Genomic DNA, 26,841 nt, shown 5'->3' with positions numbered 1-26,841 from the left:
CATACTTCGTACGCGCTCCGCATCCCCCGTCGGAGCGACAGACCGACGCCGGGCAGCTCCCCCCGTGGCTGCTCGGCGTCGCCTTGTTTGAAGCACTTGGACGCGACTGTGAGTGACGAAATCCCGATCTGTTCCGCCAAGGGCTGCCGCGTCGACGCGGTCTGGGTGCTCGCCTGGAACAACCCCAAGATCCATACGCCGGAGCGGCGCAAGACGTGGCTCGCGTGCGAGGAGCACCGGGAGCATCTCGCCCAATTCCTGAGTGTGCGCGGGATGTTGAAGGAAGTCGTGACCCTTGGGCAGTGGGAAGCCCGGGAGGGCTAGGCCCGGCCCGAACGTGCTAGCCGCCGATCGCCGACATCGGGCGGTCCGGCTGCAGGAACGACGGGTCGTCCAGGCCCGAGCCCGCCTTCTTGCCCCACATCGCGAGCTTCCAGATGCGGGCGATCTCCTCGTCCGAGCCGTCCGCGGTGTCCTCGGGGGCCGCGCGCAGTGCTCCGCGCAGATCGGTCTCCTCGGTGGCGAAGAGGCAGGTGCGCACCTGTCCGTCAGCGGTCAGCCGGGTGCGGTCGCAGGCCGAGCAGAAGGGGCGGGTCACCGAGGCGATGACGCCGACGCGGTGCGGGCCGCCGTCGACGACCCAGCGCTCCGCGGGGGCCGAGCCGCGCTCCGTGGAACCCTCTTCCGTGAGCTCGAAGCGGGTGCGCAGGGACTGCAGGATGTCACCGGCCGTGATCATGCCGTCGCGCTTCCAGCCGTGCTGGGCGTCGAGGGGCATCTGCTCGATGAAGCGGAGCTCGTAGTCGTTCTCGACGGCCCAGGCGAGGAGGTCGGGGGCCTCGTCGTCGTTCAGGCCCGGCATCAGGACGGTGTTGACCTTGACCGGGGTGAGGCCGGCGTCGCGGGCCGCTTCGAGGCCTTCGAGGACGTCCTTGTGGCGGTCACGGCGGGTGAGTGTCTTGAACACGTCGGGACGCAGGGTGTCCAGGGAGACGTTGACCCGGTCGAGGCCCGCGGCCTTGAGGGCCTTCGCGGTGCGCTTGAGGCCGATGCCGTTCGTCGTCAGGGACATCCTCGGGCGGGGCTCCAGCTGGGCGCAGCGCTCGACGATGCCGACGAGACCGGGGCGCAGGAGCGGCTCGCCGCCGGTGAAGCGGACCTCGGTGATGCCGAGCTGCGTGACGGCGATGCGCACGAGGCGGACGATCTCGTCGTCGGTGAGCAGGTCGGGCTTGGCCAGCCACTGCAGGCCTTCTTCCGGCATGCAGTACGTACAGCGCAGATTGCAGCGGTCTGTCAGTGAAACGCGCAGGTCAGTGGCTACGCGGCCATAGGTGTCGATGAGCACTGCGGCCCCTCCCCGGCGGTTGGTGCTGATGTTCGGCTACTGCTTTCGACCTTACGCCAGACCTCTGACATCACCATGGGCCATTTGCCACGAGGAACGGTGCGGCCGCGTCGTAGGACTCTACGACGCGGCCGCTATGGACGTGTGAACAAGGTCCGGCCGAGGGGGTCGGATCCAGCGTGAGGACTCAGTGGGCTCCGACGCCGGTGAGGGACTTGACCTCCAGCTCCGCGTACTTGCCCTTGTCCGGCTCCTCCTTGGACAGGAGCGAGCCGAGCCAGCCGAGCAGGAGGCCCAGCGGGATGGAGATCAGGCCCGGGTTCTCCAGCGGGAAGAAGTCGAAATTCGCGTCGGGGAACATCGAGCTGGGTTTGCCGGAGACGACCGGTGAGAACAGCACCAGGCCGACGGCGGCGACGAGGCCTCCGTAGATGGACCAGAGGGCGCCCTGCGTGGTGAACCTCTTCCAGAACAGGCTGTAGAGGATCGTCGGCAGGTTGGCGGAGGCCGCGACCGCGAAGGCGAGGGCGACCAGGCCCGCGACGTTCAGGTCGCGGGCCAGGGCGCCGAGGGCGATGGAGACGATGCCGATGAAGACGGTCGCCCAGCGGGCCGCCTTCATCTCCTCCTTCTCGGTGGCCTTGCCCTTGCGGATGACGTTGGCGTAGATGTCGTGCGCGAACGAGGACGACGAGGCCAGGGTGAGGCCCGCGACGACCGCGAGGATCGTGGCGAAGGCGACCGCGGAGATCACCGCGAGCAGGAGCGCGCCGCCGGTGGAGTCGCCACCGCCGCCGATCTCCATGGCGGCGAGCGGCGCCGCGGTGTTGCCCGCCTTGTTGGAGGCGATGATGTCGCCGGGCTTGAGCAGGGCGGCGGCGCCGAAGCCGAGGACGATCGTCATCAGGTAGAAGGCGCCGATGATGCCGATGGCCCAGTTCACGGACTTACGGGCGGCCTTGGCGGTGGGCACCGTGTAGAAGCGGATCAGGATGTGCGGCAGTCCTGCGGTGCCCAGGACGAGGGCGATGCCGAGGGAGATGAAGTCCAGCTTCGAGGTGCCGCTCGCGCCGTACTTGAGGCCGGGCTCCAGGAACTTCGAGCCGTGGCCGCTGTTGGAGGCGGCGGTGCCGAGCAGGTCGGAGACGTTGAAGTTGAACTTCAGGAGGATCAGGAAGGTGATGAGGATGGTGCCCGCGATGAGCAGGACGGCCTTCACCATCTGCACCCACGTGGTGCCCTTCATGCCGCCGATGGTGACGTAGACGATCATCAGGAAGCCGACGAGGGCGACGATGAGGATCTTGCCCGCGTCGGAGGTGATACCGAGCAGGAGCGAGACCAGGACGCCCGCGCCCGCCATCTGCGCGAGCAGGTAGAAGATCGAGACGACGATGGTGGAGGTGCCGGCGGCGGTGCGGACGGGTCGCTGGCGCATGCGGTACGCGAGGACGTCACCCATCGTGTACCGGCCGGAGTTGCGCAGCGGCTCGGCGACCAGGAGGAGCGCCACGAGCCAGGCGACCAGGAAGCCGATGGAGTAGAGGAAGCCGTCGTACCCGAAGAGGGCGATGGCGCCCGCGATGCCGAGGAAGGACGCGGCGGACATGTAGTCGCCGGAGATCGCCAGGCCGTTCTGGAAGCCGGTGAACTGGCGGCCGCCCGCGTAGAAGTCGGCGGCGCTCTTGGTCTGCCGGCCGGCCCATACGGTGATGAAGAGGGTCGCGACGACGAACACCGCGAAGAGGCTGATGATCAGCGTCCGGTGCTCGGAGGCGTCGGTCGCCGCCGCCAGGTCGATGACGGCGGGGTGCGCGGGGCTCATGCGTCGCCCTCCATGCGGGTCTCCATGCGGGACTTGATCGCCTCGGCCTTCGGGTCGAGCTGCGCGGCGGCGTGCCGCGAGTAGAGCCAGGCGATGAGGAACGTGGTCAGGAACTGCCCGAGGCCGAGGGCCAGGGCGACGTTGATGTTGCCGAACAGCTTGGTGCCCATGAATTCGCCCGCGTAGTTGGAGAGCAGGACGTACACGAGGTACCAGGTGATGAAGGCGACGGTGAGCGGGAAGGCGAACGAGCGGTGCGAGCTGCGCAGTTCGGCGAAGTCCGCGCTCTCCTGCACCTCGATGAACTCCTCCGTGGAGGGCGCGTGGGGAGCGGGTTCTTTTCCTGCGCCACCCTTCGAAGGGGGCGGTGCGTCGGTGGCCACGGAGTCTCCTCATGGGGCGGGTGGGGTGGGGACGGACAGTTGTTCCATGGGCTCTCGGGCCTCGCATCCGGAGTGACGCGGATCACGTGAGCCACGGATGGCGATGCTAAGGCCACGGGACGTGATCCGACAGGGGGTTGATGTTGCTTCCGTTGTCTGCTCAACGTCCTGCCGGAGCCCGCGACGTGGCCAAACTCCCCCATTTCTTCGGTAAGTCATTGCTGGCCTGGGAGTTTCAGGGTTAGCTTCACCCTGAACCACCCGTCATGTACCTGCCCGAGCACCAGCGTGTTCGGGCAGTTCCGTATGCAATTCCGTATGCGGTTCTCGTCTCCGGATGATGTGGAGATCCCATGGCTCATCTGCGTTCCAGACGTCGTACGGCGCTCACCGTGCCGCTCGGCCTCGCCCTCGCCGCCTCGGTCGGCTTCATGCCCGGCTCCGCCACCGCGGCCCCGGACGACTCCCCCGCCCCCGTGTCGGCGCAGGCCGCGCAGGACGCCCCCGTCTTCGCGTACGTCGTCAACACCCGTACGGACCGCAAGACGATCGCGTCCGTCAAGCGGGAGATAGCCAGGGCCGGCGGCACCGTCGTCGTCACCCACGAGAAGATCGGCGTCATCGTCGTCCACTCCGCGAACCCGGAGTTCGGCGAGCGGATACGCGACGTCCGCGGGGTGCAGTCCGCGGGCGCGACCCACACGTCACCGCTGAAGGCGGCGGGCACCACCGACGACGGCCCGGCGAAGCTCCTCGGCAAGGCCGCAGCCAAGTCGCTGAAGCAGCAGGCCGCGCCGGGCGACGAGCCCATGGAAGCGGATCAGTGGGACCTCAGGGCGATCGGCGCCGACAAGGCGGCGAAGATCAACCCGGGCAGCAAGAAGGTCACCGTCGCCGTGATCGACACCGGCATCGACGACACCCACCCGGACCTCGCCCCCAACTTCTCGGCGGCGCAGTCCGCGAGCTGCGTCGGCGGCAAGGCGGACACGTCGGCCGGGGCCTGGCGCCCGGCGTCGAAGGACAGCTACCACGGCACGCACGTCGCGGGCGAGATAGCCGCCGCGCGCAACGGCGTCGGCGTGGCCGGTGTGGCCCCCGGCGTGAAGGTCGCGGGCATCAAGGTGGCCGACCCGATCGACGAGCTGTTCTACCCGGAGAACGTGGTCTGCGCGTTCGTGTTCGCCGCCGAGCACAGCGTCGAGATCACCAACAACAGCTACTACGTGGACCCATGGCTGTACAACTGCAAGGACGACCCGGACCAGAAGGCCATCCTCGACGCGGTCAACCGCGCCCAGTTGTACGCCCAGAAGAAGGGCACCCTCAACCTGGCGTCCGCGGGCAACTCCAACCATGACCTGGACTCGGACGCGATCGTCGACGCCTCCAGCCCGAACGACTCCACTCCGGTGTCCCGCACCATCGACCCGCACGAGTGCCTCGACGTGCCGACCCAGCTGCCCGGTGTCGTCACCGTCAGCGCGACGGGCGTCAAGGACCTGAAGTCGATCTACTCCAGCTACGGCAAGGGCGTCGTCGACATCGCGGCCCCCGGCGGCGACAAGTTCCAGATCCCGGCCGACACCCCGTCGAAGAACGGCCGCATCCTCTCCACCATGCCGGGCGGCGAGTACGGCTGGCTCCAGGGCACGTCGATGGCCTCGCCGCACGCCGCGGGTGTCGCCGCGCTCATCAAGTCGACGCACCCCGAGGCGGGCCCGGCCGAGCTGCAGCGGCTCCTGAAGAAGCAGGCGGACCGAATCGACTGCCCGTCCGCGTACGACCCCGACGGTGACGGCGACATCGACGCCGTCTGCCAGAGCGGTGGCAAGCACAAGAACGGCTTCTACGGCAGCGGGCTCGTCGACGCGCTCGACGCCGTGAAGAAGAAGTGAAGAGGAGACAGCTCGTGACCAGGTCCCACACCACGGCCGCCGCCTTCCTGCGCTCGCGCCGCGCGCTCGCCCTGCCCCTCGGCGGTGCGATGGTCTGCGCCGTCGCCTTCCTGCCGGGCACGGCGTCGGCGCGCCCCGCGGCGCTGCCGGACGCCCCGGCCGCCGCTTCCGCCCCGGCGTCCGCGTCCGACGCCGCCTCGATGAGCTACGTCGTGAACGTCCGCCCCGGCAAGGGGACTTCGGCGCGCGTCGAGAAGGCCATCGCCAGGGCCGGCGGCTCCGTCGTCATCGCGTACGACCGGATCGGCGTCATCGTCGTCCACTCGGCCAACCCGGACTTCGCGAAGACGATCCGCGAGGTCAAGGGCGTCGACTCGGCGGGCGCGACCCGCACCGCGCCCCTCTCCGCCCAGGCCGACGACGCCTTGGAGTCGGAGCGGCCGCTGACCGCCGCGGAGGCCAAGACCGCGGCGGGCAAGGCGGCCGCGGGCCAGGACGAGCTGGAGCCCCTGCAGTGGGACCTGCCCGCCATGAAGGCGGACAAGGCGCACGAGGTCTCGCTCGGCAGCCGCAAGGTCACGGTCGGCGTGCTCGACTCCGGCGTCGACGACACGCACCCCGACATCGCGCCGAACTTCGACCGCGAGGCGTCGGCGAGCTGCCTGGGCGGCATACCCGTCCAGAAGGGCGACGCCTGGCGTCCGGTGACCGGGGAGAGCGACCACGGCATGCACGTGGCGGGCACCATCGCCGCCGCGAAGAACGGCACCGGCGTCACGGGCATCGCGCCCGGCGTGAAGGTGGCGAGCCTGAAGGTGGCCGAGCCCGCGACCGGCATGTACTACACGGAGGCCGTCGTCTGCGGCTTCGTGTGGGCGGCCGACCACGGCGTCGACGTCACCAACAGCAGCTACTACACCGACCCGTGGCTGTTCAACTGCACGACGGACGACGACCAGAAGGCGCTGGTCGACGCGGTCGGCCGGGCCTCCAGGTACGCCGAGCGCAAGGGCGCGGTGAACGTCGCGGCCGCGGGCAACGCCTCGACCGACCTGGCCCAGGACGAGATCCTCGACGACTCGAGTCCCGACGACACCACCCCGGTGCCGCGGACCGTCAAGACCAAGGACTGCTTCGACATCCCGTCGCAGCTGCCGGGTGTCGTGACGGTCTCCGCCACCGGCGCCAAGGGCATCAAGTCGTCGTACTCGAACTACGGCAAGGGTGTCGTCGACATCGCGGCGCCGGGCGGCGACTCCACCAAGTACCAGGCTCCGCAGGCACCGGCCGTCGACGGCCGCATCCTGTCGACGCTGCCGGGCGGCAAGTTCGGCTACAAGGCGGGCACGTCGATGGCGGCCCCGCACGTCGCGGGCCTCGCCGCGCTGGTCAAGTCCACGCACCCGCACGCCTCCGCGGCGCGGGTGAAGCAGCTCATGTACCGCCAGGCGGACCGGATGGCCTGCACCGATCCGTACGACTTCGACGGTGACGGCAAGGTCGACGCGGTCTGCGAGGGCAGCCGGAACAAGAACGGCTTCTACGGCGTGGGCATGGCCGACGCGCTGGACGCCGTGCGCAAGTAAGGCCGCCTCACGGTGGTGCGGGCCGGGCGGTCAGAGGGCCGCCCGGCCCTACGCGTGCGGCGCGGGAGAGGATGTCGAACCATGTACGAATACAGGGACGGGCAGTTCGTCACTTCCAGCACGGAGGCGTGGGTGGCGTGGCCCGCCCGCCCCCGGTGGCAGCTGGTGACGCGGTTCGTGGCGACCGTGCTGTTCATGCCGCTCTGGATCGCGTTCGGGATCGTGGTCTTCTGCGCCACCCTCGCCATCGGGCTGCTCACCGAGGTCGTCGCCGCGGTGAGCAGCTCGTACGAGAAGGGGTTCGACCGGTTCATGGACCGTGCGCTTGACCGGGTCACCACGCTCCCCCGCTGGTGCGTGCTCTGGTCCGAGGCGCGGTACGAGGGGGACGCCGACCACTACCGCGCCGAGGTCGACAAGCTCCTCGCCCGGTGGACCGCACGGGCCTCGGCCCCGCGCGTGCCCAACAAGTCGCAGCCGGTCGCCGAGTGCGAGATCCCGCGCCGCGCCTATCGCGGCGTAGGCGGCCACTACGTGGTGCAGGCCGCGACCGCCCAGGGGTGGGAACTGCGGCCGTCGGAACCGGAGAAGTCGATCAGGCTGTGGTGGTCGGCAGCCTCCGCGCCCCAGTCCTGAGGCACGCTTCTGCCCCGGCGCCCGCCGTCCGTAGCACCGCTCTGGCCAGCAGGAACTGGGCCGCGATGTACGTGATCATGATGGCGAAGTCGGGGCGGGGCAGTTGGGGCCAGTCGGCGACGCCGGTGGCGATGAGGGTGTCCGAGAGCAGGAACAGCGCTCCTCCGGCGGCGGCGGTGGCGCCGAGGGTGGTCGCTCCGAAGGCCATGGCGGTGAGCAGGAGGCTGTAGCCCGCGACCGGGCCCCGCATGTCCGACGGCAGATCGGGCCAGAGCAGGGTGACGGTGGAGGCGAGGGCAAGGGCGTACACGGCGACGAGGCCCGCTCCCCGCGCGCGGGGCGAACCGGTGGCGCCGCCGTACGCCGCGTACCGCTGGATGTCGCCGTACCGCCTGAAGAGCACGAGGTAGCAGACGTGTCCGGCGGCGAAGGAGCCCATTCCGGCGAGGAAGGCGGGCTCGGTGTCGAAGAGCAGGAGCGTGTCGCCGCCCCAGCCGAAGAGGAGGGCCGCGATCAGCGGCCGGGGGCCGCCGAGGGCGGCGGCGTACGCGGCGAGCAGGGGCATGAGCAGCGGCTTGAGGGCGGCGTGCCCGGGGCCGGAGTCCACCAGGAGCGCGAGGAGGTCGCCGGACGCGGCGACGCCGAAGGCGGCGAGCAGGAGCCTCGGCGCCGGCCTGCGCGTCACGCCGCCCGCTCCGGGACCGGCACGTCGGGGGCGGGGACGGCCGCCGGGGCCGCCTCGGGCGTCTTCGGCTGCCAGCCGGGGCCGCCGAAGACGCGTCCGGCCCGCTCGCGCCAACTGGCGGCCGCCTTCAGGTCCTTCGCGATGGCGGCGTACTCGTGGGTCGCCACGCGCAGCGGATTGAACGTGTCGATGTTCTTCGTCAGGCCGTACACGGGGCGGTCGGTCTCGGCGACCCAGGAGCCGAACAGGCGGTCCCAGATGATCAGGATGCCGCCGAAGTTGCGGTCCAGGTAGCCGCCCTGGGACGCGTGGTGCACGCGGTGGTGCGAGGGCGTGTTGAGGACGTACTCGAAGGGGCGGGGCAGCTTCCCGACGCGCTCGGTGTGGATCCAGAACTGGTAGACCAGATTGACCGCGGAGCAGAACGCGAGCGCCGCAGGGTGGACGCCGCAGGCGATGAGCGGCAGATAGAACGGCCACACCGTGAGACTCGTCCAGGGCTGGCGCAGCGCCGTCGTGAGGTTGAACTTGCGGCTGGAGTGGTGCACGACGTGGCAGGCCCACAGGATCCGGATGACGTGGTGACCCCGGTGCGACCAGTAGTAGAAGAAGTCCTGCGCCAGGAGCATCAGCGGGACCGTCCACCACAGGACCGGCACGCGCAGCGGGGTCAGCTCGTAGACCAGCGTGTAGACCGCGACGATCGGGATCTTCCACAGGAAGTCGAAGACGAGGCTGCCGAGCCCCATGCCGATGCTGGTGGCGGCGTCCTTGGTCTCGTACCCCGCCGCGTCGTCGTCGGGATGGATCCGGTGGCTCACGATCTCGACGACGGTCAGCAGCACGAAGGCGGGTATGGACCACAGCACGACATCGGGCAGGTTCGGGGACATGCGTGCACCGTAGAACGGCTATTCGTCCACGACTAGGGGTTGTTACCGACAAGTATTACCGCCGGTACGGGTCCGGATGTTGGTGATCCTCACCAAAGGCGGGCTCGCTCACCACACCCGCACCGACCCTCCCGCCGCGAAGACCGGGCTCGTCGCGGCGGCGGGCGGCTCCTTGAGGGGCTCGTCCAGTTCCTGGACCGTGGGTCCCACGCGTGCGGCGATCGTCCCGAGCCGCGCCAGGTCGAAGCCGTAGACGCGGGCCGCGTTGCCGCCGACCATGGCCTCGATCTCGGCCCGGGGCAGGCCCGCGTAGGAGATGCGCAGGCCTTCGCGCGTGTAGGGGTACGTCCCCTCGTCGTGCGGGTAGTCGCTGCCCCACATGATCTTGTCGAGGCCGATCCGCTCGCGCAGGGCCGCCTCGTGGGGCCGCATGAAACTGGCCCCCACGAAGCAGCTCTCGCGCCACACTTCGGAGGGCCCCTTGCCCATCGCGTCGGCGAGACCCGTGCCGAACTTGGCCTCGGCGGTGTCCGGGGTGCCGGCCTTCCGCGCCGCCGCGACGAGCCGCCCGTGGTAGTAGTCCAGCATGTCGAGCACGCCGGGTATCCACCCCGAGCCCTGTTCGGTGAGGACCAGCTTGAGCTCCGGGTGGCGGCGGAAGGCGCCGCCGAAGACGAGGTGCCACAGGGCCCGGTGCGAGAACCACGTCGTCTCGACCATGAACACCGCGCGCGCGGCAGGCTCCTCGCCCAGGGGCGGCGAGGCCGAGCCCGCGTGGTGGTTGACCGGTACGCCCAGCTCGGCGCAGGCCGCCCAGATGGGGTCGTACGCCGCCGAGTAGAGCTCGGGCAGGCCGGAGCCCGGCGGTGTGCCGGGGAGCATGAGGCCGCCCGTCAGGCCCGCCGCCACCGAGCGGTGGATCTCCTCGACGGCCCGGTCGACGTCGTTCAGTAGGATCTGGAAGACGCCCGCCCTGCGGCCCGGGGCGGCGGCGCAGAACTCCGCGAGCCAGCGGTTGTGGGCGCGCAGACCCGCCCAGCGCTGCTCGAACTCCTCGGGGGTCGGCGCCGGGGCCATCAGGGACGCCGAGGGGAAGAACGGCGGGATGGTGTTGGGGAAGACGACCTCGGCGACGATGCCGTCCGCCTCCAGTTCGGCGACGCGGCGGTCCGAGTTCCAGTTGCGGTCGGCGGTGTCCGCGAGGAGGTCCTCGTACGGGTTGACGTAGGTGGCCGCCCACGCGTCGAACGCGTCGTGGTGGCGCGACTCCAAGTAGGGCCGGTAGTCCAGGAGATCGGCGCCCGCGTGGCAGTCCGCGGAGATGACGGTGTAGCGGTCCTCGGTCATCGGGTCACCCCTAGCGTCGGAAAGTCGTGGTCGGTCAGCCAGTGGCGGCCCACGTCGCGCGAGCGCGCCCAGGAGGCCTCTACGGCCCGCTGGTCGTCGTCCTGGCCGAGGTCGGCCGGTGTCGGGCCGATGCGGCGGGCCAGCGGCGCGAGTGCCTCCGTGTCGAAGCCGAAGACCTCGGCGGCGGCGAGGCCGAGCATGCGGCGGGACTCCGCCACCGGGATGTCGTGGAAGGTTTTCCGCAGCCACGCGCGCGTGTCGGGCCAGGTGCCCTCCGGGTGCGGGAAGTCGCTGCCCCAGAGGATGTTGTCGACGCCGATCTCGTAGCGCTGGGCGAGTTCGCGGCGCTTGGTGTTGGTGGCGCAGACGAAGATCTGCCGGTCGAGGTATTCGTGCGGCGGGCGCTTCAGCTCCGCGAAGGGGGAGAGCTTCTTGCCGCCGTGCGCGCCCAGGTAGAGGCGGTCCATGAACCACAGGAGGTTCGGCAGCCACCAGCAGCCGGACTCCGCGACACCGAACTTCAGGCCCGGGTGGCGTTCGAAGACGCCCGACCAGAGCATGAACCACAGGGGCCGGGCGGGCCACCAGGTCACTTCGGAGACGTAGATCCCGAGGTGGTCGCCGTACTCGTGGCGGGGCGCCGCTCCGGAGTGCGTGACCACGGGCATCGCGCACTCGGCGGCCGCGGCCCACACGGGGTCGTAACGCCGGTCGTGGTAGGGCGCCTTGTCGACCCACATGGAGGGGATCATCAGCGCGCCGAGCCCGGACTCCTTGGCGCGGTACACCTCGGCGACGACGCGGCCGACCTCTCCGGTGATGGGCAACAGGGCGACGCCGCAGTGCCGTGCCGCGTTTTCGGCGTGCCCGCCGACGAATTCGGCGAGCCAGCGGTTGTGCGCCTGGGCGCCCGCCATGCCGAGCTCGGGGTCCTGGTCGCCGGAGAGGCCGAGGCCCACTCCGAAGGGGGCCGCCGTCTGACTGTCGACGGCGTCCGCGTCGGGGAAGACGACCTCGGCGGCCACGCCGTCGCCGTCCAGCTCCTTGAGGCGCTGCGCGGTGTCCCAGCCGCCTCGCAGGCCCTCTTCGTTGTCCTGGAACCACTTGGCGGCGAAGGCGTCGTTGCGAATGCCGAGCCGGGTCGCCTCCTCGCGGCGGGCGCCGCGCTCGCCGAGGAACGCGTCGAAGTCCCGGTGGAAGCGGCGGTCGAGGTAGGGCCGGTACTCCTCGGTGGGGAGCCCGGCGTGGCAGTCGGAGGAGATGATCAGGTACGGGTCGTTCTGCTGAGCCGTCATCACACGTCCCTCAGTCGGTCCCGGACGTCCCTCAGTCCAGGATGAAGCTTTCCAAGTACGCCGGGTCGGAGCGGTCGAGCATCGACTGCGACCTCGCCCTGATCTGCCGGTCGCTGTGCTCGCTCGGGGGCAGCAGCCAGAAGCGGCCGGCCGCGATGCCCTCCGCCACGAACTCCGCGACCTCCTCGACGGGCGTGAACTCCACCTCCTGGCCCGCCTCCTTCATCGCGGCCTCCCACTGGCCGAGGCTGCGGTAAGGGGCCTTGCGGGGGCGGGACTTGGCGTAGCGGTCGGGCCGGTTGCGGTGCGACTCCCACAGGCCGGTGCGGAGCATGTGGGGGCCGGGGAAGAGCACGGAGGCGCCCACGCGCGCGTGCTCCGCCTTCAGGTGCGCGTACAGCGACTCGGTCATCGTCACCACGGCCGCCTTGGTGACCGCGTACACGGAGGCGGTGGGCAGCGGGGCGATGCCGCCGTCCCCGGAGGAGGTGTTGACGACGTGGCCGGGACCGCCGCCCGCGATCATCCGGGGCACGAACGCCTGGATGCCGTGGAAGACGCCCCAGACGTTGACCTCGAAGGCCCACTTCCAGTCGTTCGGCTCGTGTTCCCACATGCGGCCCTCGGCGCCCGAGCCGACCCCCGCGTTGTTGCACAGCACGTGGACGGCGCCGAACTTCTCGTACGCCTCGTCGGCGAGGGCGAAGACCTGCTCGCGCGCCCCGACGTCGACCACGCGCGCGTGCACCGTCGCCCCGTCCTCCCGCAGCGAGGCGGCCGCCTTCTCCAGGGCGCTCTCCTCGACGTCCGCGAGGACCACCTTCAGGCCCTCGGCGGCGAACCGCCGGGCCATGGCGAGCCCGATGCCGCTCGCCGCGCCCGTGACCACGGCGACCTGTCCCGCGCGCAGCTCCATCTCAGGCGCTCCCCTCGGGCGGCCCGTCGAGGATCTGCGCGGGGTCGTCGTAGCGCTGGTGGATGTAGGGCAGCAGGGCCTGGGCGTCGACGCGCTCGACGACGCGGCCCTGCTGGTCGGTGGTCTTCTCGCCGATGGTGATCTCGACGAGCGCGTGCACCGGCAGGTCGGCCACCGGGTCGTACATCGACTCGCGCAGGACGACGTCCCCGGTGACGGCCTCCAGCTTGCGGACCTTCTCGTTGCGTACGCAGTGCACGAGCACCGGGTCCGCGTCGAAGCCCGAACCGTCCACCGCGGGCAGGAACTTGAAGTAGAAGTCGGTCTTCCGGGTCGGCTCGGGCAGCGGCAGGGCGCCGCTGACCGCGCCGCGCACCTCCACGAACGCGATGCCGTGCCGGGCGAGCCGGGCCCGCACCACCAGGCCGTCCCGCTCGACCTCCACCTCGCCGAGCTTCTTCGGCTCCCCGAAGACCTCGCGCCCGCCGATCAGCGCCCGCTCATGGGTCATCGGCATCACCAGCGGATACCAGCCCCGCACTCCCCCGTGCTCGGCGGCGACGGCGACCGAGCCCGCGCCCAGCGGATAGCCCGGCAGGTCGACCTTGCTGATGTTCGCCCGCACCAGGGGGCGCCCGGTGGGCTTCAGCGGCGGCGGCAGGACCGCGGCGACCGCGTCCGGGTCGCTCTCCCAGACGGCCACCACCCCCGTCGACCAGATGTCGGGGAGCTTGGAACTCGCGGTGCGCGCGGCGGCGATCTCCGTCTCGTCGCGCGCTCCGTAGCGAATGCGTGCCATGTCGTACCACCCTTCGTCAGCGCGGAACGGGGTCCGCGGCCGGGACTTGCGGCGGTTCTGTAACACAGTTACAACAGGTCTCGTGAAGGGTAAAGAGACGCGCGCACATCTGAATCGGGAAGACGTGCTCGACGCCGCCGCGCATCTGGTGAAGCAGCACGGCCCGGGGGCCCTGACCATGCGCAAGCTGGCAGCCGAACTCGGCACCGCCGTCACCTCGATCTACTGGCACGTCGGCAACCGCGAGTCGCTCCTCGACGCCCTTGTCGAGCGCACCGTCGCCGACCTCGGTGAGATCCGGCCCTCCGGAGCCACCCCCGACCGGCGCATCGTCTCCGTGGCGCGCGCCCTGCGCCGCCAGTTGCGCGACCATCCGCACCTCGTTGCGATGGTTCACGAACGGGGCCTCACGGAGCGGATGTTCCTGCCCGCCCAGCGCGCCCTGGTCCACGAGGTGCACGCGGCCGGGCTGCGCGGCGCCCGCGCGGCCGACGCCGTCCGCGCCGTCCAGGTGCACGTCGTCGGCCACGTTCTGGTCGAGCGCAACCGTGAACGCGCCCCCGTCCAGCACCCCGGCGAGGACGAACTGTGGACGACGGAGACGGCGGAGCGGGACGGCGCGCTCGCCCGCGCGCTGGCCGTACCCCTCGATCCGGACGCCGTGTTCACCGTCTCCGTCAAGGCTCTGGTGGCGGGGCTGCTCGGGCCGGGAGGCTGAAAGGGGCCTTTGCGGGAGGCGTCCCGCGCGGGCCAGGGGCATGACTGTCAGTCGCGGGCCGTATCCTCATGGACCATGCTCGAAGACCGCACGACCGCAGCGTCCGCAGCCCCCTGGCCGGCCGCGTACCCAACGGGGTACGCGGTCGTCGACGTGGAGACCACCGGCCTGGCCCGCGACGACCGCATAGTGTCGGCCGCCGTCTACCGCGTGGACGCCCGGGGCGAGATCGAGGACCACTGGTACACGCTGGTCAACCCCCAGCGCGATCCCGGGCCGGTCTGGATCCACGGGCTCACGACCGCCATGCTCGCCGATGCCCCTCTCTTCGGGGACATCGCCGAGGAGTTCGCGGCCCGTCTCGACGGCCGCGTCCTCGTCGCGCACAACGCCGTCTTCGACTGGTCGATGATCTCCAGGGAGTACGCACGCGCGGAGCGCACCGCTCCGGTGCGCCAGCGGCTGTGCACCATCGCGCTCTCCAAGGAGCTCGCGCTCCCGCTGCCCAACCACAAGCTGGAGTCGCTGGCCGCGCACTTCGGCGTCGAGCAGCGCCACGCGCACAACGCCCTGGACGACGCGCGCGTGCTCGCCGAGGCGTTCCGGCCCAGCCTGCTCGCGGCGGCGGGCGGCAATGTCCGCCTGCCGCTCCTCGAGTGCCTGCCGCTCACCGAGTGGTCCGACGGCGCGCCCCGCATCGGCCGCCAGTCGACGGGCCCGGCGCCCGCCTCCTCGTACCGGCCGGGGAGTTGGCGCCCCTCGCGCAAGCGGCAGCCGTGCCCGCACCCGAACCCCGGGCGGTACGAACCGGGCAAACCGCTCAAGCAGGGCATGCGGGTGGCGTTCTCCGGAGACACCTCCGTGGAGCGCGAACTCCTGGAGGACCGGGCGGTGGAGGCCGGGCTGCACATCGCCACCAGCGTGTCCCGCCTCACCAGCCTCCTCGTCACCAACGACCCGGAGTCCGGCACCTCCAAGACCGTCAAGGCGCGCTCGTTCGGTACGCCGGTGATCGACGAGGCCGCCTTCGGACAGCTCCTCCAGGACGTGACGCCCGCCACGGAGTCGTAACCGCACAGGAACCGCACAGGAACCGCACAGGCGTTCCTCGACGGGGCGCGCCGCCCGGCGTCAGACGGGTGATTGCCGCACGACTCGCCCGCCGACCGCTCGCCCCGCACCGCCGCGGCGCCCCACCCTGTGGCCCATGGCACGTTGCGAGGTCTGCGGAAACGACTACGGCATGTCCTTTGAAGTGCACGCACAAGGTGCGGTGCACGTCTTCGACTGCTTCTCCTGCGCCATCCACCGCATGGCGCCCATCTGCGAGCACTGCCGGTGCCGCATCATCGGCCAGGGCGTCGAGGTGGAAGGCCACTGGTACTGCGGCGCCCACTGCTCGCGCGCGGAGGGGATGGTGGGCATCGTCGACAACGTCTGACCGGCCCCCGCCGCGCGGCCCGGCGCTCATCCCGACCCCTCTCCCAGCACCCCACGACCCTGGATGTACGGTCGTGGGGTGTACCGCTTCCTGTTGTCCCGGCAGTGGGTGATCCTCACCCTCATCGCCCTCGTCCTCATCCCCGTGATGGTCGAGCTCGGCTTCTGGCAGCTGCACCGTCATGAGCACCGCGTCGCGCAGAACCAGCGGGTCACCGAAGCGCTGGCCGCCGCCCCGGTGCCCGCCGAGAAGATCACCTCGCCCGGCCACGAAGTGCCCAAGGCGGACCTGTACCGCCGGGTGAGCGCCAAGGGGACGTACGACACGAAGCACGAGGTCGTCGTGCGGCGCCGCACCAACTCCGACGACGAGGTCGGCTTCCACGTCCTGACGCCCTTCGTCCTCGGCGACGGCAAGGTCCTGCTCGTCAACCGCGGCTGGATCCCCGCCGACGGCCCGCAGACCGCCTTCCCGAAGATCCCCGCCGCCCCCAGGGGCGAGGTCACCATCACCGGACGGCTGAAGGCCGACGAGACCTCCGCGGCCAGCGGCATCAAGAACGTCCGCGGCCTGCCGGACCGTCAGATCATGCTGATCAGCAGCGGGCAGCAGGCCGACAGCCTCGGCAAGCAGGTCCTCGGCGGGTACGTCGAGCAGACCTCGCCCGAGTCGCCCGACAACTCCCCCGAGCTGATCGCCGAGCCCGACCACAGCGGCATCGGACCGCACATGGCGTACGCCGTCCAGTGGTGGCTGTTCGCCTCCGGCGTGCCGGTCGGCTGGGTCATCCTGGTCCGCAGGGAGCGGCGCGACCGCGCGGCCGCCGCGCAAGCCACCGCCGACGAGGCCGTGCCCGCCACCGCCTGAACCGGCTGCCCGGCCCCCTCCGCGGGACCGGATCACCGCCCGGATTGGCCGGGCCCCTTCCCGGGAAACCGTTCCCCGTGCATCACCCCATCGAGGATTACGCGCTCATCGGCGACCACCAGACCGCCGCCCTGATCGGCAGGGACGGTTCGATCGACTGGCTCTGCCTGCCCCGATTCGACTCCCCCTCCTGCTTCGCCGCGCTCCTCGGCGACGAGGAGAACGGCCACTGGCGCCTCGCCCCCCAGGGAGCGGGCGCCTGCACCCGCCGCGCCTACCGCCCCGACTCCCTCGTCCTGGACACGGAGTGGGAGACCGAGGAGGGCTCCGTCCGCGTCACGGACTTCATGCCGCAGCGCGACCGCGCCCCCGATGTCGTCCGCATCGTCGAGGGCCTCAAGGGCACCGTCACCGTGCGCAGCACGCTCCGGCTCCGCTTCGACTACGGCTCGGTCGTGCCGTGGATGCGCAGGAGGGACGGCCACCGCATCGCGGTCGCGGGGCCGGACTCCGTGTGGCTGCGCAGCGAACCGGCCGTGCACACCTGGGGCCACGACTTCGGCACGCACTCCGAGTTCACCGTCGAGGAGGGCGAGAAGGTCGCGTTCGTCCTCACCTGGCACCCCTCGCACGAGCCGCGCCCGCCGCTCGTCGACCCGTACGAGGCGCTGCGCGACAGCCTGGCGGACTGGCAGGCCTGGGCGTCCCGCTGCCACTACGACGGCCCGCACCGCGACGCCGTCGTCCGCTCCCTCATCACCCTCAAGGCCCTCACCTACGCCCCCACCGGCGGCATCGTGGCCGCCCCCACCACCTCGCTCCCCGAGGAGCCCGGCGGCGTCCGCAACTGGGACTACCGCTACTGCTGGCTGCGCGACTCCACGCTCACCCTGGGCGCGCTCCTCGCGGCCGGCTACTCCGAAGAGGCCGAGGCGTGGCGCGACTGGCTGCTGCGCGCGGTCGCGGGCGATCCGGCCGACCTGCAGATCGTGTACGGCCTCTCCGGAGAGCGGCGCCTGCCCGAGTACGAGATTCCCTGGCTGCCCGGATACGCGGACTCCGCCCCGGTGCGCATCGGCAACGAAGCCGTCGAACAGCTCCAGCTCGACGTGTACGGCGAGGTCGTCGACTCCCTCGCCCTCGCCGACCGTTCGGGCCTCGACACGCCTCCCCACGCCTGGCACCTCCAGCTCTCCCTGCTCGAATTCCTGCACGAGAAGTGGCGGGAGCCGGACCAGGGGCTGTGGGAGGTGCGCGGCCCGCGCCGCCACTTCGTGTACTCGAAGGTGATGGTGTGGGTCGCCGTCGACCGCACGGTGCGCTCCCTGGAGCAGAACCCGAAGCTGTGCGGCGACGTCGACCGCTGGCGCCGGCTCCGCGACGAGGTGCACCAGGAGGTCTGCGAACGCGGCTACGACCCGGCCCGCAACACCTTCACGCAGTCCTACGGCTCCACGGAACTGGACGCCTCGCTGCTGCTCATCCCGCGCGTGGGCTTCCTGCCGCCCGACGACCCGCGCGTCATCGGCACGATCGACGCGGTCCACGCCGAGCTCGGCCACAACGGTTTCCTGCGCCGCTACACCGCGGACCAGACGGTCATCGACGGGCTGCCCGGCCAGGAGGGCGTCTTCCTCGTCTGCTCGTTCTGGCTCGCGGACGCCCTGCACATGACGGGCCGCACCAAGGAGGCCCACGAGCTCTTCGACCGCCTCCTGTCGCTCCGCAACGACGTGGGGCTGCTCGCCGAGGAGTTCGACCCCGCGGCCGGTCTGCAGCTGGGCAATTTTCCGCAGGCATTCAGCCATATCGGTCTTGTCAATACCGCCCTCGCGCTCTTCGGGGAGAACGCGGGAGGATAGGGGCCATGGATCTTGGACTGAAAGACCGCGTGTACGTAGTCACCGGCGCCACCCGGGGCCTCGGCAACGCCACCGCCCGTGAACTGGTCGCGGACGGCGCGAAGGTCGTGATCACGGGCCGTGACGGGAAGACCGTCGCCGAGGCGGCCGCCGAGCTCGGCGAGCGAGCCGTGGGCATCGCCGCCGACAACGCCGACCCCGCCTCGGCAGCGGCGCTCGTCGCCGCGGCCCGCGAGCACTTCGGCCGCTTCGACGGCGTACTGATCAGCGTCGGCGGTCCCCCGCCCGGCTTCGTCGCGGACAACACCGACGAGCAGTGGCAGGCGGCGTTCGACGCGGTGTTCCTCGGCGCCGTGCGGCTCGCCCGTGCCGCGGCCGCCGAGCTCGGCGAGGGCGGCGTCATCGGCTTCGTGCTCTCGGGTTCGGTGTACGAGCCGATCGCGGGCCTGACGATCTCGAACGGCCTGCGCCCGGGGCTCGCCGGATTCGCCAAGTCCCTCGCTGACGAGCTCGGTCCGCGCGGCATCCGCGTACTCGGCGTGCTGCCCGGCCGGATCGGCACCGACCGCATGCGCCAGCTGGACGGCCTCTCCCCCGACCCGGAGGCCACCCGCGCCGCGAACGAGGCGGGCATCCCGCTGCGCCGCTACGGCACTCCCGAGGAGTTCGGCCGCACGGCGGCGTTCCTGCTCTCGCCCGCCGCGTCGTACCTGACGGGAATCATGGTGCCGGTGGACGGCGGGGCCCGCAGCGGCTTCTGACCGGGCCGAGAGCAGAGGGCGCAGAGGGCCCTCAGGACTCTCAGGGCTCTCAGGGCTCTCAGGGCTCTCAGGGCTCAACTCACGCGTTCGGCGCGGTGCTTGACCCCGCGCAGCCGCACCGTGGCCGGCAGGCTCGCGAGCCCCGCCGAGTCACGGGCGTGCGTGAGGGCCCGGTCGGAGAGCCGGTGCAGTGCGTCGGACGGCGTCGCGTCGGGTGCGAGCACGAGCTCCACGCGCGCCTTCGGCGTGCTGCGCCGCCCGGTCAGGGCGACCCGGGCGCGGTCCACGCCGTCCAGCGTCTCGGCCTCCGCGGCCAGTACGTTCTCCATGGCCCGGCCGCGCAGCAGCGCGCCCTCCCCGTCCCCGGTCTCCACCAGGACCTCGGCGAGGCGGTGCCTGCGCAGCTGGGCGGAGAGCCACCAGAGCGCGAGCAGGACGATCACCGCGAGCACGGCGATGACCGTGGGCCAGAACCAGCCCTCGTCCCGCCAGCGCGCCCGGTCGGCGGCGCTGACGAGCACGTCGTGCCGCCCGTCGTGGATCCACCACGAGGGCGGGGACGCGCCGAGGCCGACGGCGAGCACGGAGCCGCCGATGACGAGCAGCACGAGCCCGGCGAGGGCGAGGACCACACGGTTGACGGTGCGCAGCATCGCGCTCACCCCTTCCTGCCGGGCCGGGCCACGTGGACGGAGAGGCCGGGAGCCCGCGCGAGGCCCAGCTCGTGGATGCCATCGGTGAGTGTGGTGTCCAGGTCACCGCGTACGTCGTCGAGTTCACGGAAGTGCGACACGGCGCGCACGTCCACCTTGGAGCGCTTCATGCGGACCCGTACCGACTGCACGCCCGGCACGTCCATGGCCCGGTCGCGAAGGACCATCGCGGCCGCGCCGCGGTACAGACCCGCGCGCACGTCGGAGTGCGTGCGCCGCATCGGCAGGACGGCGCGCTGCCCGGGCGTCACCGCGAGCACGAGGAGCCAGAGGCCGATGAGGGCGGCCACGGCGGCGCCGACGAGCACGGCGGTGTCGTCGAGGGGCCGCTCACCGAGCTGGTGGGCCAGTTCGCGCCGCCACCGCATCGCGGGATGGTCGGCCCTGACGGCGACGACGTCGTACAGGAAGAGCGCGGAACCGCCGAGCACAAGGAGCGCGAGGACGGCCGCGGGAACCCGGCGGGCCGACCAGAAGCGGCGGGCCCTTTCGCCCTCGGCGAGCGTGGGCAGCGGCTGGTAGAGGGACGCGGAGGCCGACTGGTCGAGGTCGCTCCCGGCCTGCTCGACGACCGGCAGCGGCTGGGTGCCGCCGCCCTGGGGTTCACTCATCGGATCCTCCCCTGTGCCGCGGCCCGTACCTGCGCGGAGTGCAGCCGCTCCACCTGGACGGCCACCTCCGGCACGTCCATCCCCGCCAACGCCTTTACCCGCTCGGCGACATGGCGACGCACCGCACCGCACTGGCCGCCGATGTCGCAGGGGTAGTCCAGTTCGAGGCTGACCCGGATGCGGGCCGCCTCATGGCGGACGGAGACCGTGGCGCGGGGCGGCGGGCCGTCGGGCGGGACCGCGTCCACCGCCTCGCGGGCCGCCTGCGCGGCGATCTTCGCGACGACCCGGTCGGCGATCCGGGTCGCGCCGCGCTCGCCCGGTGCGACCTGTGCCGCCACCGCTCACCGCCGCCGGTCGCCGCGGCCGCGGAAGAAGTCGCCGGGCTCCAGGTCCCCCTCAAGGAACCTGCCGGCCACGAAACCGATGGCGCCCAAGGCGGCCACCAGCAGGAACGCCCCGAATCCGCCGAAGTATCCGGCGAACCCGAGAGCCATTCCGGCCACCATGCCGATCACGGCCATGCTCATCATGCGCTCCTTAGCGGGACGTCCTACTGGAGGCGTCCCTGGGGCTCGTCGTCATCCTCGTCGGGCAGTTTCACATCGCTGACGGCGATGTTGACCTCGACGACCTCGAGCCCGGTCATGCGCTCGACGGCCGCGATCACGTTCTCGCGTACGTCCTGTGCGACGTCCGCGATCGATACGCCGTACTCGACGACGATCTCCAGGTCGAGGGCGGTCTGTACCTCGCCGACCTCGGCCTTCACGCCGCGCGACACGGACTTCGAGCCGCCGGGGACCCGGTCGCGCACGGCCCCGAAGGTCCGCGCGAGGCCGCCGCCCATGGCATGCACGCCCTCGACGTCGCGTGCGGCGAGTCCGGCGATCTTCTCGACGACGCCGTCCGCGATGGTGGTGCGGCCCCGGCTCGCGGGATCACCGCCGCCCCGTCCGGGCGCGGGCCTCGCCGCGCTCTCGTCCGGGGAGTTCTTCTCCGGCGTCTGAGACGCCTTGCGCTGTCCGGTCTCGGTCATCGCCGTCCCGTTCCTTTCGACAGGTCGACAGGTCGACAGGGGAATGCGCTCCGTCGAATGAGGCTGCTTCTGCGCCCACAGTAAGCGCGGCCCCGCGCCCGCGCGCCCGGGATGGGGCAGGCTGAAGCCATGACGGGCGAGGGTTTGACGCAGGCGGTACGCCGACAACTGGGGCTCGGCCGGGTGCTGCCCCTCGGCGGCGCGCAGGACGGCGCCTGGGTGACGGAATCGGCGGTGGACGCCGCGTTGCGCCAGATGGCTGACGTGGTCTCCGGCGTACGCCTCGGCACCCTCCGCATCGCGTCGGCCCGGCCGGAGCAGGCGTACGTGACGGCGGTGCCCGCACCGCCGAGCGCGCTGCCGCCGGGGCCGCTGCGGATCACCGCGGAGTTCGCGGCCGCGGCGACCGGACCACTGCCCGCGGCGGCGGACCGGCTGCGGGCCGCGCTGACCGGAGCGGCGGACGGGCTCGGCCTGGTCACCGAGGCGGTGGATCTGAAGGTGACGGCCCTGCTCGACGAGGGCGCGGACCCCGTGCCCCCGAAGCCGCCCCGCGGCGAGAGCGACGGGACGGGCGAGGGAACGGATCAAGGGACGGGCGGCCTGGGAACGGACGGCCAGGGAACGGGCGACGGAGATGCGGCGCGCGTCGGGCAGGCCGCCCTTTCGGTGCCCGGAGTGGCCCGGCTGACCGGGGTGCTCGGCCGGGCGGTCCACATCGAGGAGCGTCCGGCCACGGGCGCACTGCCGCGCCGCCACGCGCGCGTGGAGCTCGCGACGGGCCGCGGGCACCGCGCTCTGGACGTGGCGCTCGCGGTGCGCGCGGCGGTCGGCGCCGCCCTGCCCGACCACCCGTCGGTGGCCGTGCTCGTCACCGAGGTGGGCTGCCGGGAAGAGGTGGGCCGGGAATCGGACCGGACGGAGCCGGGAGAGCGGGCCTGAAGCGGCCTGTCGTCAGTCGCCGAGGCCCGCGAGGTCGCGCAGTCGGCGGCCCTGGGCGGCGCGCTCGGCGACGCGCTGCTCCTCGTACGAGCGGCCTGCCGCACCCTGAAGGAGCGCCTTGGTCTCGATGACCGCGTCGCGCGGCGCGGCGATGAGCGCGGCGGCCAGGTCGTCAGCGGTCGCGTCGAGCTGGTCCACGGGCACGACCAGGTTGGCGAGGCCCGTCCGCTCGGCCTCGTCCGCGTGGACGAAGCGCCCGGTGGCGCAGATCTCCAGCGCGCGGGCATAGCCGACGAGCCCCACCAGCGGATGCGTGCCGGTGAGGTCGGGGACCAGGCCCAGGCTGGTCTCACGCATGGCGAACTGCACGTCGTCCGCCGCGATCCGCAGATCACAGGCGAGCGCGAGCTGGAAGCCGGCGCCGATGGCGTGGCCCTGGACGGCGGCGATGGACACGATGTCGCTCCGCCGCCACCAGGTGAACGCCTCTTGGTACTCGGTGATCGTGGCGTCGAGGAGGCCGTCCTCACCGCGTGCCAGATCGATGAAGGACGGCTCGCCGTCGAAGCCCTCGGGCGTGAACGCCTGCCGGTCCAGGCCCGCGGAGAAGGACTTGCCCTCACCGCGCAGCACCACGACGCGGACACTGCCCGGCAACAGCTGACCTGCCTCCGTCAACGCCCTCCACAGCGCGGGAGATTGGGCGTTGCGCTTGGCCGGATTGGTCAGCGTCACCGTGGCGACGGCCTCGTCGATGGTGAGGCGTACGCCGTCCTTGTCGAGAACCGGTGCGAGCTCGCTGTCGGACGAAGCCATGGGTGCCTCCGATGGGGTGCGGTCGGGCGGACGCACGGGAGCGCCCGTAAGTGACTGCACAGTAACCACCCGGTGGATCGGCTGACCTACCGGGTGGTCACCATCGGACCACTGGTACAGCGTGCCGCCTGCCGTCAGCCGGCGGCGGCCTTCTTGCCTCGCGTCGCCCCGCCGCGTCCCCGCAGCGTGACGCCGGATTCGCTGAGCATGCGGTGCACAAAACCGTAGCTACGGCCGGTCTCCTCGGCCAACGCCCGGATGCTCGCACCACCGTCGTACTTCTTCTTCAGGTCTGCCGCGAGCTTGTCGCGCGCGGCGCCGGTTACCCGGCTGCCCTTCTTCAGAGTCTCGGCCACCCGTGCCTCCTCATGGGAAGTGCGCTCTGGACTTCTCATGATCACCCCTCGCGGGCTTCCTGGCCACCCATTCGACAAGGTCCATACGACGAGGTTTGCCGCTCCATAAGCGGCAGACACGAGTGGACTTAACGATTCCGCGCGCCGAATTTCGATCAATCGACCGGACACTTCAGCGAATCGGCAGGTCAGGGCCCTGCCGGGCGATAAGGCAAACGTGTGCGCAGCTCAGCGCCGAAATCCGTGTATGACACACCTCGGTACGAGGAGAGCTCACACAGATGAGGGATCACCGATCGGCCGAATGATCCATACCCAGTGGATCAGTCATTCGATCAAGCGCGGTGGACGCCTCGGCACCGGGCGACCCAGGGCGTCAGGCGAGGGCGACCAGATCCGCGTAGTCCTGGCCCCACAGGTCCTCGACACCGTCGGGCAGCAGGATGATCCGCTCCGGCTGGAGCGCCTCCACGGCGCCCTCGTCGTGCGTGACGAGGACGACGGCCCCCTTGTAGGTGCGCAGCGCGCCGAGGATCTCCTCGCGGCTTGCCGGGTCGAGGTTGTTGGTGGGCTCGTCGAGGAGGAGGACGTTGGCGGACGAGACGACGAGGGTCGCGAGCGCGAGCCGGGTCTTCTCACCGCCGGAGAGCACAGCCGCCGGCTTGTCGACGTCGTCTCCGGAGAAGAGGAACGAGCCGAGCGTCTTGCGCACCTCGACGAGGTCGAGGTCGGGGGCGGCGGAGCGCATGTTCTCCAGGACCGTGCGCTCGGGGTCGAGGGTCTCGTGCTCCTGCGCGTAGTAGCCGAGCTTGAGGCCGTGGCCCTCGATGACCTGCCCGGTGTCGGCCTTCTCGGCGCCGCCGAGGAGCCGCAGGAGGGTGGTCTTGCCCGCTCCGTTGAGGCCGAGGATGACGACGCGCGAGCCCTTGTCGATGGCGAGGTCGACGTCGGTGAAGATCTCAAGGGAGCCGTACGACTTCGACAGGCCCTCGGCCATCAGCGGCGTCTTGCCGCACGGCGAGGGCTCGGGGAAGCGCAGCTTGGCGACCTTGTCGTTCTGGCGCACCGCCTCCAGGCCCGCGAGGAGCTTGTCGGCGCGCTTGGCCATGTTCTGCGCGGCGACGGTCTTGGTGGCCTTGGCGCGCATCTTGTCGGCCTGCGAGTGGAGCGTCGCGGCCTTCTTCTCGGCGTTCTGACGCTCGCGCTTGCGGCGCTTCTCGTCGGACTCGCGCTGCTGCTGGTAGAGCTTCCAGCCCATGTTGTAGACGTCGATCTGGGCGCGGTTGGCGTCCAGGTAGAACACCTTGTTGACGACCGTCTCGACCAGGTCGACGTCGTGGGAGATCACGATGAAGCCGCCGCGGTACGTCTTCAGGTAGTCGCGCAGCCAGACGATCGAGTCGGCGTCGAGGTGGTTGGTCGGCTCGTCGAGGAGGAGCGTGTCGGCGTCCGAGAAGAGGATGCGGGCCAGCTCGATACGGCGGCGCTGACCACCGGAGAGCGTGTGCAGGGGCTGGCCGAGCACGCGGTCGGGGAGGTTGAGCGCGGCGGCGATGGTGGCGGCCTCGGCCTCGGCGGCGTACCCGCCCTTGGTGAGGAACTCCGTCTCCTGGCGCTCGTACTGCTTCAGGGCCTTCTCACGGGTGGCGCCCGCGCCGCTCGCGATGCGCTGTTCGTTCTCGCGCATCTTGCGGATCAGGGTGTCGAGGCCGCGCGCGGAGAGGATGCGGTCGCGCGCGAGGACGTCGAGGTCGCCGGTGCGGGGGTCCTGCGGGAGATAGCCGACCTCTCCGGAGCGGGAGATCGTGCCGCCGGCGGGGATGCCCTCACCGGCCAGACACTTGGTGAGGGTGGTCTTGCCCGCCCCATTGCGGCCGACGAGGCCGATGCGGTCGCCCTTCGCGATGCGGAAGGTGGCGTTCTCAATGAGGATGCGGGCGCCGGCGCGCAGCTCGATGCCGGAAGCGGTGATCACGGGGTTCTCCTGAAACAGAGTGGACGGCGGGAGGGACGACTGAGGTACTCAGGAACCGGTGTCTATGCCGTCCAACTGAGGAGAGGTGCTGCCATGGCAACCAGTCTAACGGGCCGTCGCAACTACTTTTCCGGGCCGCTGCCGCCCCCGGGGCCCCGCCGCGCGTCCCCGTTGCCCAGCGGAGTGCGCCCCGGAACGATTCTTCCGTAGTCGTCCACCGCGATGACCTGCGCCGTCCAGGACGATCCCGCGCCCGCGCAGGGCTGGGCGACCAGGAGGGCCCCGCCGCGGCGCACGGAGCGCGCCGGTTCGAAGGCGCAGCCGGGGCGGGCGGGCAGCACCCAGCGCAGATCGCCGTCCGCGGTGCGGTAGGCGGCGATGCGGCGCGGAGTGACGACGGCCAGCATGCGGGCGTCCGGCGGGAGCGGTTGCAGGACCCCGGCGCCGCCGCGCGCGGCCGGGGTGCGCAGCCAGGCGGCGCTCTCGGGGACGGCCCGGTGCCAGCGCACGGAGCCGCCGTCGCCGCGCGCGGTGTCGGTGACCAGGCCGTCGTTCCAGAGCGTGAGCGCGTGCCCCGGTGCGGGCAGGAGCGCGACGGGACGGCGCCCCTGGCGCGTGTACGTCCAGCGGAGGCGGCCGCTCGCTGTGTCGTACGCCTCGACGGCCGGGCCCTTCGTGCGCAGCGCGGGGTCGGCGACGGGGGCCGCCGCCACGCGCGCGTGGACCGTGAGGCGGTCTCCGTAGGGGGCGGGCCGGGAGTGGTGGGCGGCGGTGATGAGCGGCAGCGCGAGCAGGGCGAGCGCCACGGGCAGGGCGATACGGGTGCCGCGGCGGGCCGGGGCCGACCACGGGACGGGTGCCTCGTGCGGCAGAGAGGTCGCGTCGTGCGGCAGAGCGGCCGAGTCGAGCGGCAGAGCGGACATGACGCCCCCCTTCGGTACCCACTGCCCACGGATCAGGCGCAGAGCGTAGCGGCGGGGGCCCGGGAGGGCCGTCGTGCGGCGGGGCGACACGGCGGCGGGCGGGCCGCGTCCCCCGTTCGGACCTCCGTCCGGCGCCCGGCGGCGGAGCTCGTACCAGGATGAGGAGGCCGGTAGCCCGGCGCGGGACGACGCGCGTCGTCCCGGAT

The 26,841-nt window shown here is 71.5% G+C and carries 29 protein-coding genes; 11 read left to right on the top strand and 18 right to left on the bottom strand.

The features are described from left to right. Nucleotides 1–108: 108 nt before the first annotated feature. A complete protein-coding gene (locus ABZ953_RS24380) occupies nucleotides 109–324 on the top strand; it encodes a hypothetical protein (RefSeq protein ID WP_361727284.1) in 216 nt (71 codons plus the stop codon). A 16-nt stretch (nucleotides 325–340) separates the two neighbouring features. On the opposite strand, the gene moaA is transcribed toward ABZ953_RS24380, so the two are convergent. The 3 genes from moaA to ABZ953_RS24365 all read right to left on the bottom strand — a co-directional run bounded on the left by moaA (nucleotide 341) and on the right by ABZ953_RS24365 (nucleotide 3,556). After that, nucleotides 341–1,348, bottom strand: a complete 1,008-nt coding sequence (gene moaA, locus ABZ953_RS24375; RefSeq protein ID WP_361727282.1) for a GTP 3',8-cyclase MoaA — start codon at nucleotides 1,346–1,348, stop codon at nucleotides 341–343. A 187-nt stretch (nucleotides 1,349–1,535) separates the two neighbouring features. Further along, nucleotides 1,536–3,173, bottom strand: coding sequence for a cation acetate symporter (locus tag ABZ953_RS24370; protein WP_361727280.1), 1,638 nt, complete (start codon nucleotides 3,171–3,173; stop codon nucleotides 1,536–1,538). Next, the gene (locus ABZ953_RS24365) at nucleotides 3,170–3,556 is read right to left on the bottom strand and encodes a DUF485 domain-containing protein (protein WP_361727278.1); all 387 of its coding nucleotides are present in this window, start codon (nucleotides 3,554–3,556) and stop codon (nucleotides 3,170–3,172) included. The genes ABZ953_RS24370 and ABZ953_RS24365 overlap by 4 nt, the downstream gene beginning before the upstream one ends. Before the next feature lie 353 nt (nucleotides 3,557–3,909). Here ABZ953_RS24365 and ABZ953_RS24360 point away from each other — a divergent pair, with 353 nt between their 5' ends. From ABZ953_RS24360 to ABZ953_RS24350, 3 genes are all read left to right on the top strand, one after another. Then, a complete protein-coding gene (locus tag ABZ953_RS24360; protein ID WP_361727276.1) occupies nucleotides 3,910–5,454 on the top strand; it encodes a S8 family serine peptidase in 1,545 nt (514 codons plus the stop codon). Between the two features lie 89 nt (nucleotides 5,455–5,543). Further along, a complete protein-coding gene (locus ABZ953_RS24355) occupies nucleotides 5,544–7,040 on the top strand; it encodes a S8 family serine peptidase (RefSeq protein ID WP_361727380.1) in 1,497 nt (498 codons plus the stop codon). A gap of 81 nt (nucleotides 7,041–7,121) precedes the next feature. Beyond that, a complete protein-coding gene (locus ABZ953_RS24350; protein WP_361727274.1) occupies nucleotides 7,122–7,676 on the top strand; it encodes a hypothetical protein in 555 nt (184 codons plus the stop codon). Here the strand turns inward: ABZ953_RS24350 and ABZ953_RS24345 are convergent. The 6 genes from ABZ953_RS24345 to ABZ953_RS24320 all read right to left on the bottom strand — a co-directional run bounded on the left by ABZ953_RS24345 (nucleotide 7,636) and on the right by ABZ953_RS24320 (nucleotide 13,611). Next, a complete protein-coding gene (locus ABZ953_RS24345; RefSeq protein ID WP_361727272.1) occupies nucleotides 7,636–8,361 on the bottom strand; it encodes a lysoplasmalogenase in 726 nt (241 codons plus the stop codon). The genes ABZ953_RS24350 and ABZ953_RS24345 overlap by 41 nt on opposite strands. Continuing rightward, the gene (locus ABZ953_RS24340) at nucleotides 8,358–9,254 is read right to left on the bottom strand and encodes a sterol desaturase family protein (RefSeq protein WP_361727270.1); all 897 of its coding nucleotides are present in this window, start codon (nucleotides 9,252–9,254) and stop codon (nucleotides 8,358–8,360) included. The genes ABZ953_RS24345 and ABZ953_RS24340 overlap by 4 nt, the downstream gene beginning before the upstream one ends. Nucleotides 9,255–9,362: 108 nt before the next feature. Further along, a complete protein-coding gene (locus ABZ953_RS24335) occupies nucleotides 9,363–10,601 on the bottom strand; it encodes an amidohydrolase family protein (RefSeq protein ID WP_361727268.1) in 1,239 nt (412 codons plus the stop codon). Further along, nucleotides 10,598–11,896 (bottom strand): amidohydrolase family protein, encoded by a 1,299-nt coding sequence (locus ABZ953_RS24330; RefSeq protein WP_361727266.1) that lies wholly within the window; start codon nucleotides 11,894–11,896, stop codon nucleotides 10,598–10,600. Before ABZ953_RS24330 ends, ABZ953_RS24335 begins: the two co-directional genes overlap by 4 nt. Nucleotides 11,897–11,927: 31 nt before the next feature. Further along, entirely contained in the window at nucleotides 11,928–12,812 is an 885-nt protein-coding gene (locus ABZ953_RS24325) for an SDR family NAD(P)-dependent oxidoreductase (protein WP_361727264.1), read from the bottom strand. A 1-nt stretch (nucleotide 12,813) separates the two neighbouring features. Beyond that, complete coding sequence (locus tag ABZ953_RS24320) at nucleotides 12,814–13,611, bottom strand: acetoacetate decarboxylase family protein (RefSeq protein WP_361727262.1); 798 nt, start codon at nucleotides 13,609–13,611, stop codon at nucleotides 12,814–12,816. Between the two features lie 82 nt (nucleotides 13,612–13,693). Between ABZ953_RS24320 and ABZ953_RS24315 the strand changes: the two genes are divergently transcribed. From ABZ953_RS24315 to ABZ953_RS24290, 6 genes are all read left to right on the top strand, one after another. Then, a complete protein-coding gene (locus ABZ953_RS24315) occupies nucleotides 13,694–14,329 on the top strand; it encodes a TetR family transcriptional regulator (RefSeq protein WP_361727261.1) in 636 nt (211 codons plus the stop codon). A gap of 75 nt (nucleotides 14,330–14,404) precedes the next feature. Then, nucleotides 14,405–15,400, top strand: coding sequence for a DEDDh family exonuclease (locus ABZ953_RS24310; RefSeq protein ID WP_361727259.1), 996 nt, complete (start codon nucleotides 14,405–14,407; stop codon nucleotides 15,398–15,400). A gap of 136 nt (nucleotides 15,401–15,536) precedes the next feature. Then, nucleotides 15,537–15,770 (top strand): hypothetical protein, encoded by a 234-nt coding sequence (locus tag ABZ953_RS24305; protein WP_361727257.1) that lies wholly within the window; start codon nucleotides 15,537–15,539, stop codon nucleotides 15,768–15,770. Nucleotides 15,771–15,848: 78 nt separating this feature from the next. Beyond that, nucleotides 15,849–16,637, top strand: coding sequence for an SURF1 family protein (locus ABZ953_RS24300; protein ID WP_361727255.1), 789 nt, complete (start codon nucleotides 15,849–15,851; stop codon nucleotides 16,635–16,637). 77 nt (nucleotides 16,638–16,714) lie between these two features. Then, nucleotides 16,715–18,499: a glycoside hydrolase family 15 protein gene (locus tag ABZ953_RS24295; RefSeq protein WP_361727253.1), complete on the top strand. Its 1,785-nt coding sequence runs from the start codon at nucleotides 16,715–16,717 to the stop codon at nucleotides 18,497–18,499. A gap of 5 nt (nucleotides 18,500–18,504) precedes the next feature. Next, nucleotides 18,505–19,260, top strand: coding sequence for an SDR family oxidoreductase (locus tag ABZ953_RS24290; protein WP_361727251.1), 756 nt, complete (start codon nucleotides 18,505–18,507; stop codon nucleotides 19,258–19,260). A gap of 74 nt (nucleotides 19,261–19,334) precedes the next feature. Here the strand turns inward: ABZ953_RS24290 and amaP are convergent, their stop codons facing one another. Genes amaP through ABZ953_RS24265 form a run of 5 tightly spaced genes read right to left on the bottom strand, consistent with a single transcriptional unit; the run spans nucleotide 19,335 to nucleotide 21,623 of the window. Then, complete coding sequence (amaP, locus tag ABZ953_RS24285; RefSeq protein ID WP_361727250.1) at nucleotides 19,335–19,913, bottom strand: alkaline shock response membrane anchor protein AmaP; 579 nt, start codon at nucleotides 19,911–19,913, stop codon at nucleotides 19,335–19,337. 5 nt (nucleotides 19,914–19,918) lie between these two features. Beyond that, nucleotides 19,919–20,584: a DUF6286 domain-containing protein gene (locus tag ABZ953_RS24280; protein WP_361727248.1), complete on the bottom strand. Its 666-nt coding sequence runs from the start codon at nucleotides 20,582–20,584 to the stop codon at nucleotides 19,919–19,921. After that, nucleotides 20,581–20,925 (bottom strand): hypothetical protein, encoded by a 345-nt coding sequence (locus ABZ953_RS24275; RefSeq protein ID WP_361727246.1) that lies wholly within the window; start codon nucleotides 20,923–20,925, stop codon nucleotides 20,581–20,583. The genes ABZ953_RS24280 and ABZ953_RS24275 overlap by 4 nt, the downstream gene beginning before the upstream one ends. A gap of 3 nt (nucleotides 20,926–20,928) precedes the next feature. Continuing rightward, nucleotides 20,929–21,114, bottom strand: coding sequence for a hypothetical protein (locus ABZ953_RS24270; protein ID WP_355818703.1), 186 nt, complete (start codon nucleotides 21,112–21,114; stop codon nucleotides 20,929–20,931). Between the two features lie 23 nt (nucleotides 21,115–21,137). Further along, the gene (locus ABZ953_RS24265; protein ID WP_361727244.1) at nucleotides 21,138–21,623 is read right to left on the bottom strand and encodes an Asp23/Gls24 family envelope stress response protein; all 486 of its coding nucleotides are present in this window, start codon (nucleotides 21,621–21,623) and stop codon (nucleotides 21,138–21,140) included. A gap of 129 nt (nucleotides 21,624–21,752) precedes the next feature. Here ABZ953_RS24265 and ABZ953_RS24260 point away from each other — a divergent pair, with 129 nt between their 5' ends. Beyond that, the gene (locus tag ABZ953_RS24260; protein ID WP_361727242.1) at nucleotides 21,753–22,565 is read left to right on the top strand and encodes a nucleopolyhedrovirus P10 family protein; all 813 of its coding nucleotides are present in this window, start codon (nucleotides 21,753–21,755) and stop codon (nucleotides 22,563–22,565) included. Nucleotides 22,566–22,577: 12 nt separating this feature from the next. On the opposite strand, the gene ABZ953_RS24255 is transcribed toward ABZ953_RS24260, so the two are convergent. From ABZ953_RS24255 to ABZ953_RS24240, 4 genes are all read right to left on the bottom strand, one after another. Then, nucleotides 22,578–23,381, bottom strand: coding sequence for an enoyl-CoA hydratase/isomerase family protein (locus ABZ953_RS24255; protein ID WP_361727240.1), 804 nt, complete (start codon nucleotides 23,379–23,381; stop codon nucleotides 22,578–22,580). A 134-nt stretch (nucleotides 23,382–23,515) separates the two neighbouring features. Next, nucleotides 23,516–23,737, bottom strand: a complete 222-nt coding sequence (locus ABZ953_RS24250) for a helix-turn-helix domain-containing protein (protein WP_055550175.1) — start codon at nucleotides 23,735–23,737, stop codon at nucleotides 23,516–23,518. Nucleotides 23,738–24,113: 376 nt separating this feature from the next. Then, complete coding sequence (locus ABZ953_RS24245; protein ID WP_361727238.1) at nucleotides 24,114–25,712, bottom strand: ABC-F family ATP-binding cassette domain-containing protein; 1,599 nt, start codon at nucleotides 25,710–25,712, stop codon at nucleotides 24,114–24,116. A 122-nt stretch (nucleotides 25,713–25,834) separates the two neighbouring features. After that, on the bottom strand, nucleotides 25,835–26,635 hold the full coding sequence (locus ABZ953_RS24240; protein ID WP_361727236.1) for a hypothetical protein: 801 nt from the start codon (nucleotides 26,633–26,635) through the stop codon (nucleotides 25,835–25,837). Nucleotides 26,636–26,841: the final 206 nt, after the last annotated feature.

Origin of the sequence: Streptomyces sp. NPDC046465 (assembly GCF_040646035.1) — a bacterium.
GTDB lineage: Bacteria > Actinomycetota > Actinomycetes > Streptomycetales > Streptomycetaceae > Streptomyces.
The sequence above is the reverse complement of the archived record's forward strand: the minus strand, read 5'-3'. Positions and strand labels throughout refer to the sequence as shown.

Bases quoted from the DNA above. Each gene is read 5' to 3' on its own strand.
- ABZ953_RS24370 (WP_361727280.1), bottom strand. From the start codon at position 3,173: ATGAGCCCCGCGCACCCCGCCGTCATCGACCTGGCGGCGGCGACCGAC.
- ABZ953_RS24360 (WP_361727276.1), top strand. From the start codon at position 3,910: ATGGCTCATCTGCGTTCCAGACGTCGTACGGCGCTCACCGTGCCGCTC.
- ABZ953_RS24355 (WP_361727380.1), top strand. From the start codon at position 5,544: ATGGTCTGCGCCGTCGCCTTCCTGCCGGGCACGGCGTCGGCGCGCCCC.
- ABZ953_RS24350 (WP_361727274.1), top strand. From the start codon at position 7,122: ATGTACGAATACAGGGACGGGCAGTTCGTCACTTCCAGCACGGAGGCG.
- ABZ953_RS24340 (WP_361727270.1), bottom strand. From the start codon at position 9,254: ATGTCCCCGAACCTGCCCGATGTCGTGCTGTGGTCCATACCCGCCTTC.
- ABZ953_RS24335 (WP_361727268.1), bottom strand. From the start codon at position 10,601: ATGACCGAGGACCGCTACACCGTCATCTCCGCGGACTGCCACGCGGGC.
- ABZ953_RS24330 (WP_361727266.1), bottom strand. From the start codon at position 11,896: ATGACGGCTCAGCAGAACGACCCGTACCTGATCATCTCCTCCGACTGC.
- ABZ953_RS24325 (WP_361727264.1), bottom strand. From the start codon at position 12,812: ATGGAGCTGCGCGCGGGACAGGTCGCCGTGGTCACGGGCGCGGCGAGC.
- ABZ953_RS24320 (WP_361727262.1), bottom strand. From the start codon at position 13,611: ATGGCACGCATTCGCTACGGAGCGCGCGACGAGACGGAGATCGCCGCC.
- ABZ953_RS24310 (WP_361727259.1), top strand. From the start codon at position 14,405: ATGCTCGAAGACCGCACGACCGCAGCGTCCGCAGCCCCCTGGCCGGCC.
- ABZ953_RS24305 (WP_361727257.1), top strand. From the start codon at position 15,537: ATGGCACGTTGCGAGGTCTGCGGAAACGACTACGGCATGTCCTTTGAA.
- ABZ953_RS24290 (WP_361727251.1), top strand. From the start codon at position 18,505: ATGGATCTTGGACTGAAAGACCGCGTGTACGTAGTCACCGGCGCCACC.
- amaP (WP_361727250.1), bottom strand. From the start codon at position 19,913: ATGCTGCGCACCGTCAACCGTGTGGTCCTCGCCCTCGCCGGGCTCGTG.
- ABZ953_RS24280 (WP_361727248.1), bottom strand. From the start codon at position 20,584: ATGAGTGAACCCCAGGGCGGCGGCACCCAGCCGCTGCCGGTCGTCGAG.
- ABZ953_RS24270 (WP_355818703.1), bottom strand. From the start codon at position 21,114: ATGAGCATGGCCGTGATCGGCATGGTGGCCGGAATGGCTCTCGGGTTC.
- ABZ953_RS24265 (WP_361727244.1), bottom strand. From the start codon at position 21,623: ATGACCGAGACCGGACAGCGCAAGGCGTCTCAGACGCCGGAGAAGAAC.
- ABZ953_RS24260 (WP_361727242.1), top strand. From the start codon at position 21,753: ATGACGGGCGAGGGTTTGACGCAGGCGGTACGCCGACAACTGGGGCTC.
- ABZ953_RS24255 (WP_361727240.1), bottom strand. From the start codon at position 23,381: ATGGCTTCGTCCGACAGCGAGCTCGCACCGGTTCTCGACAAGGACGGC.
- ABZ953_RS24240 (WP_361727236.1), bottom strand. From the start codon at position 26,635: ATGTCCGCTCTGCCGCTCGACTCGGCCGCTCTGCCGCACGACGCGACC.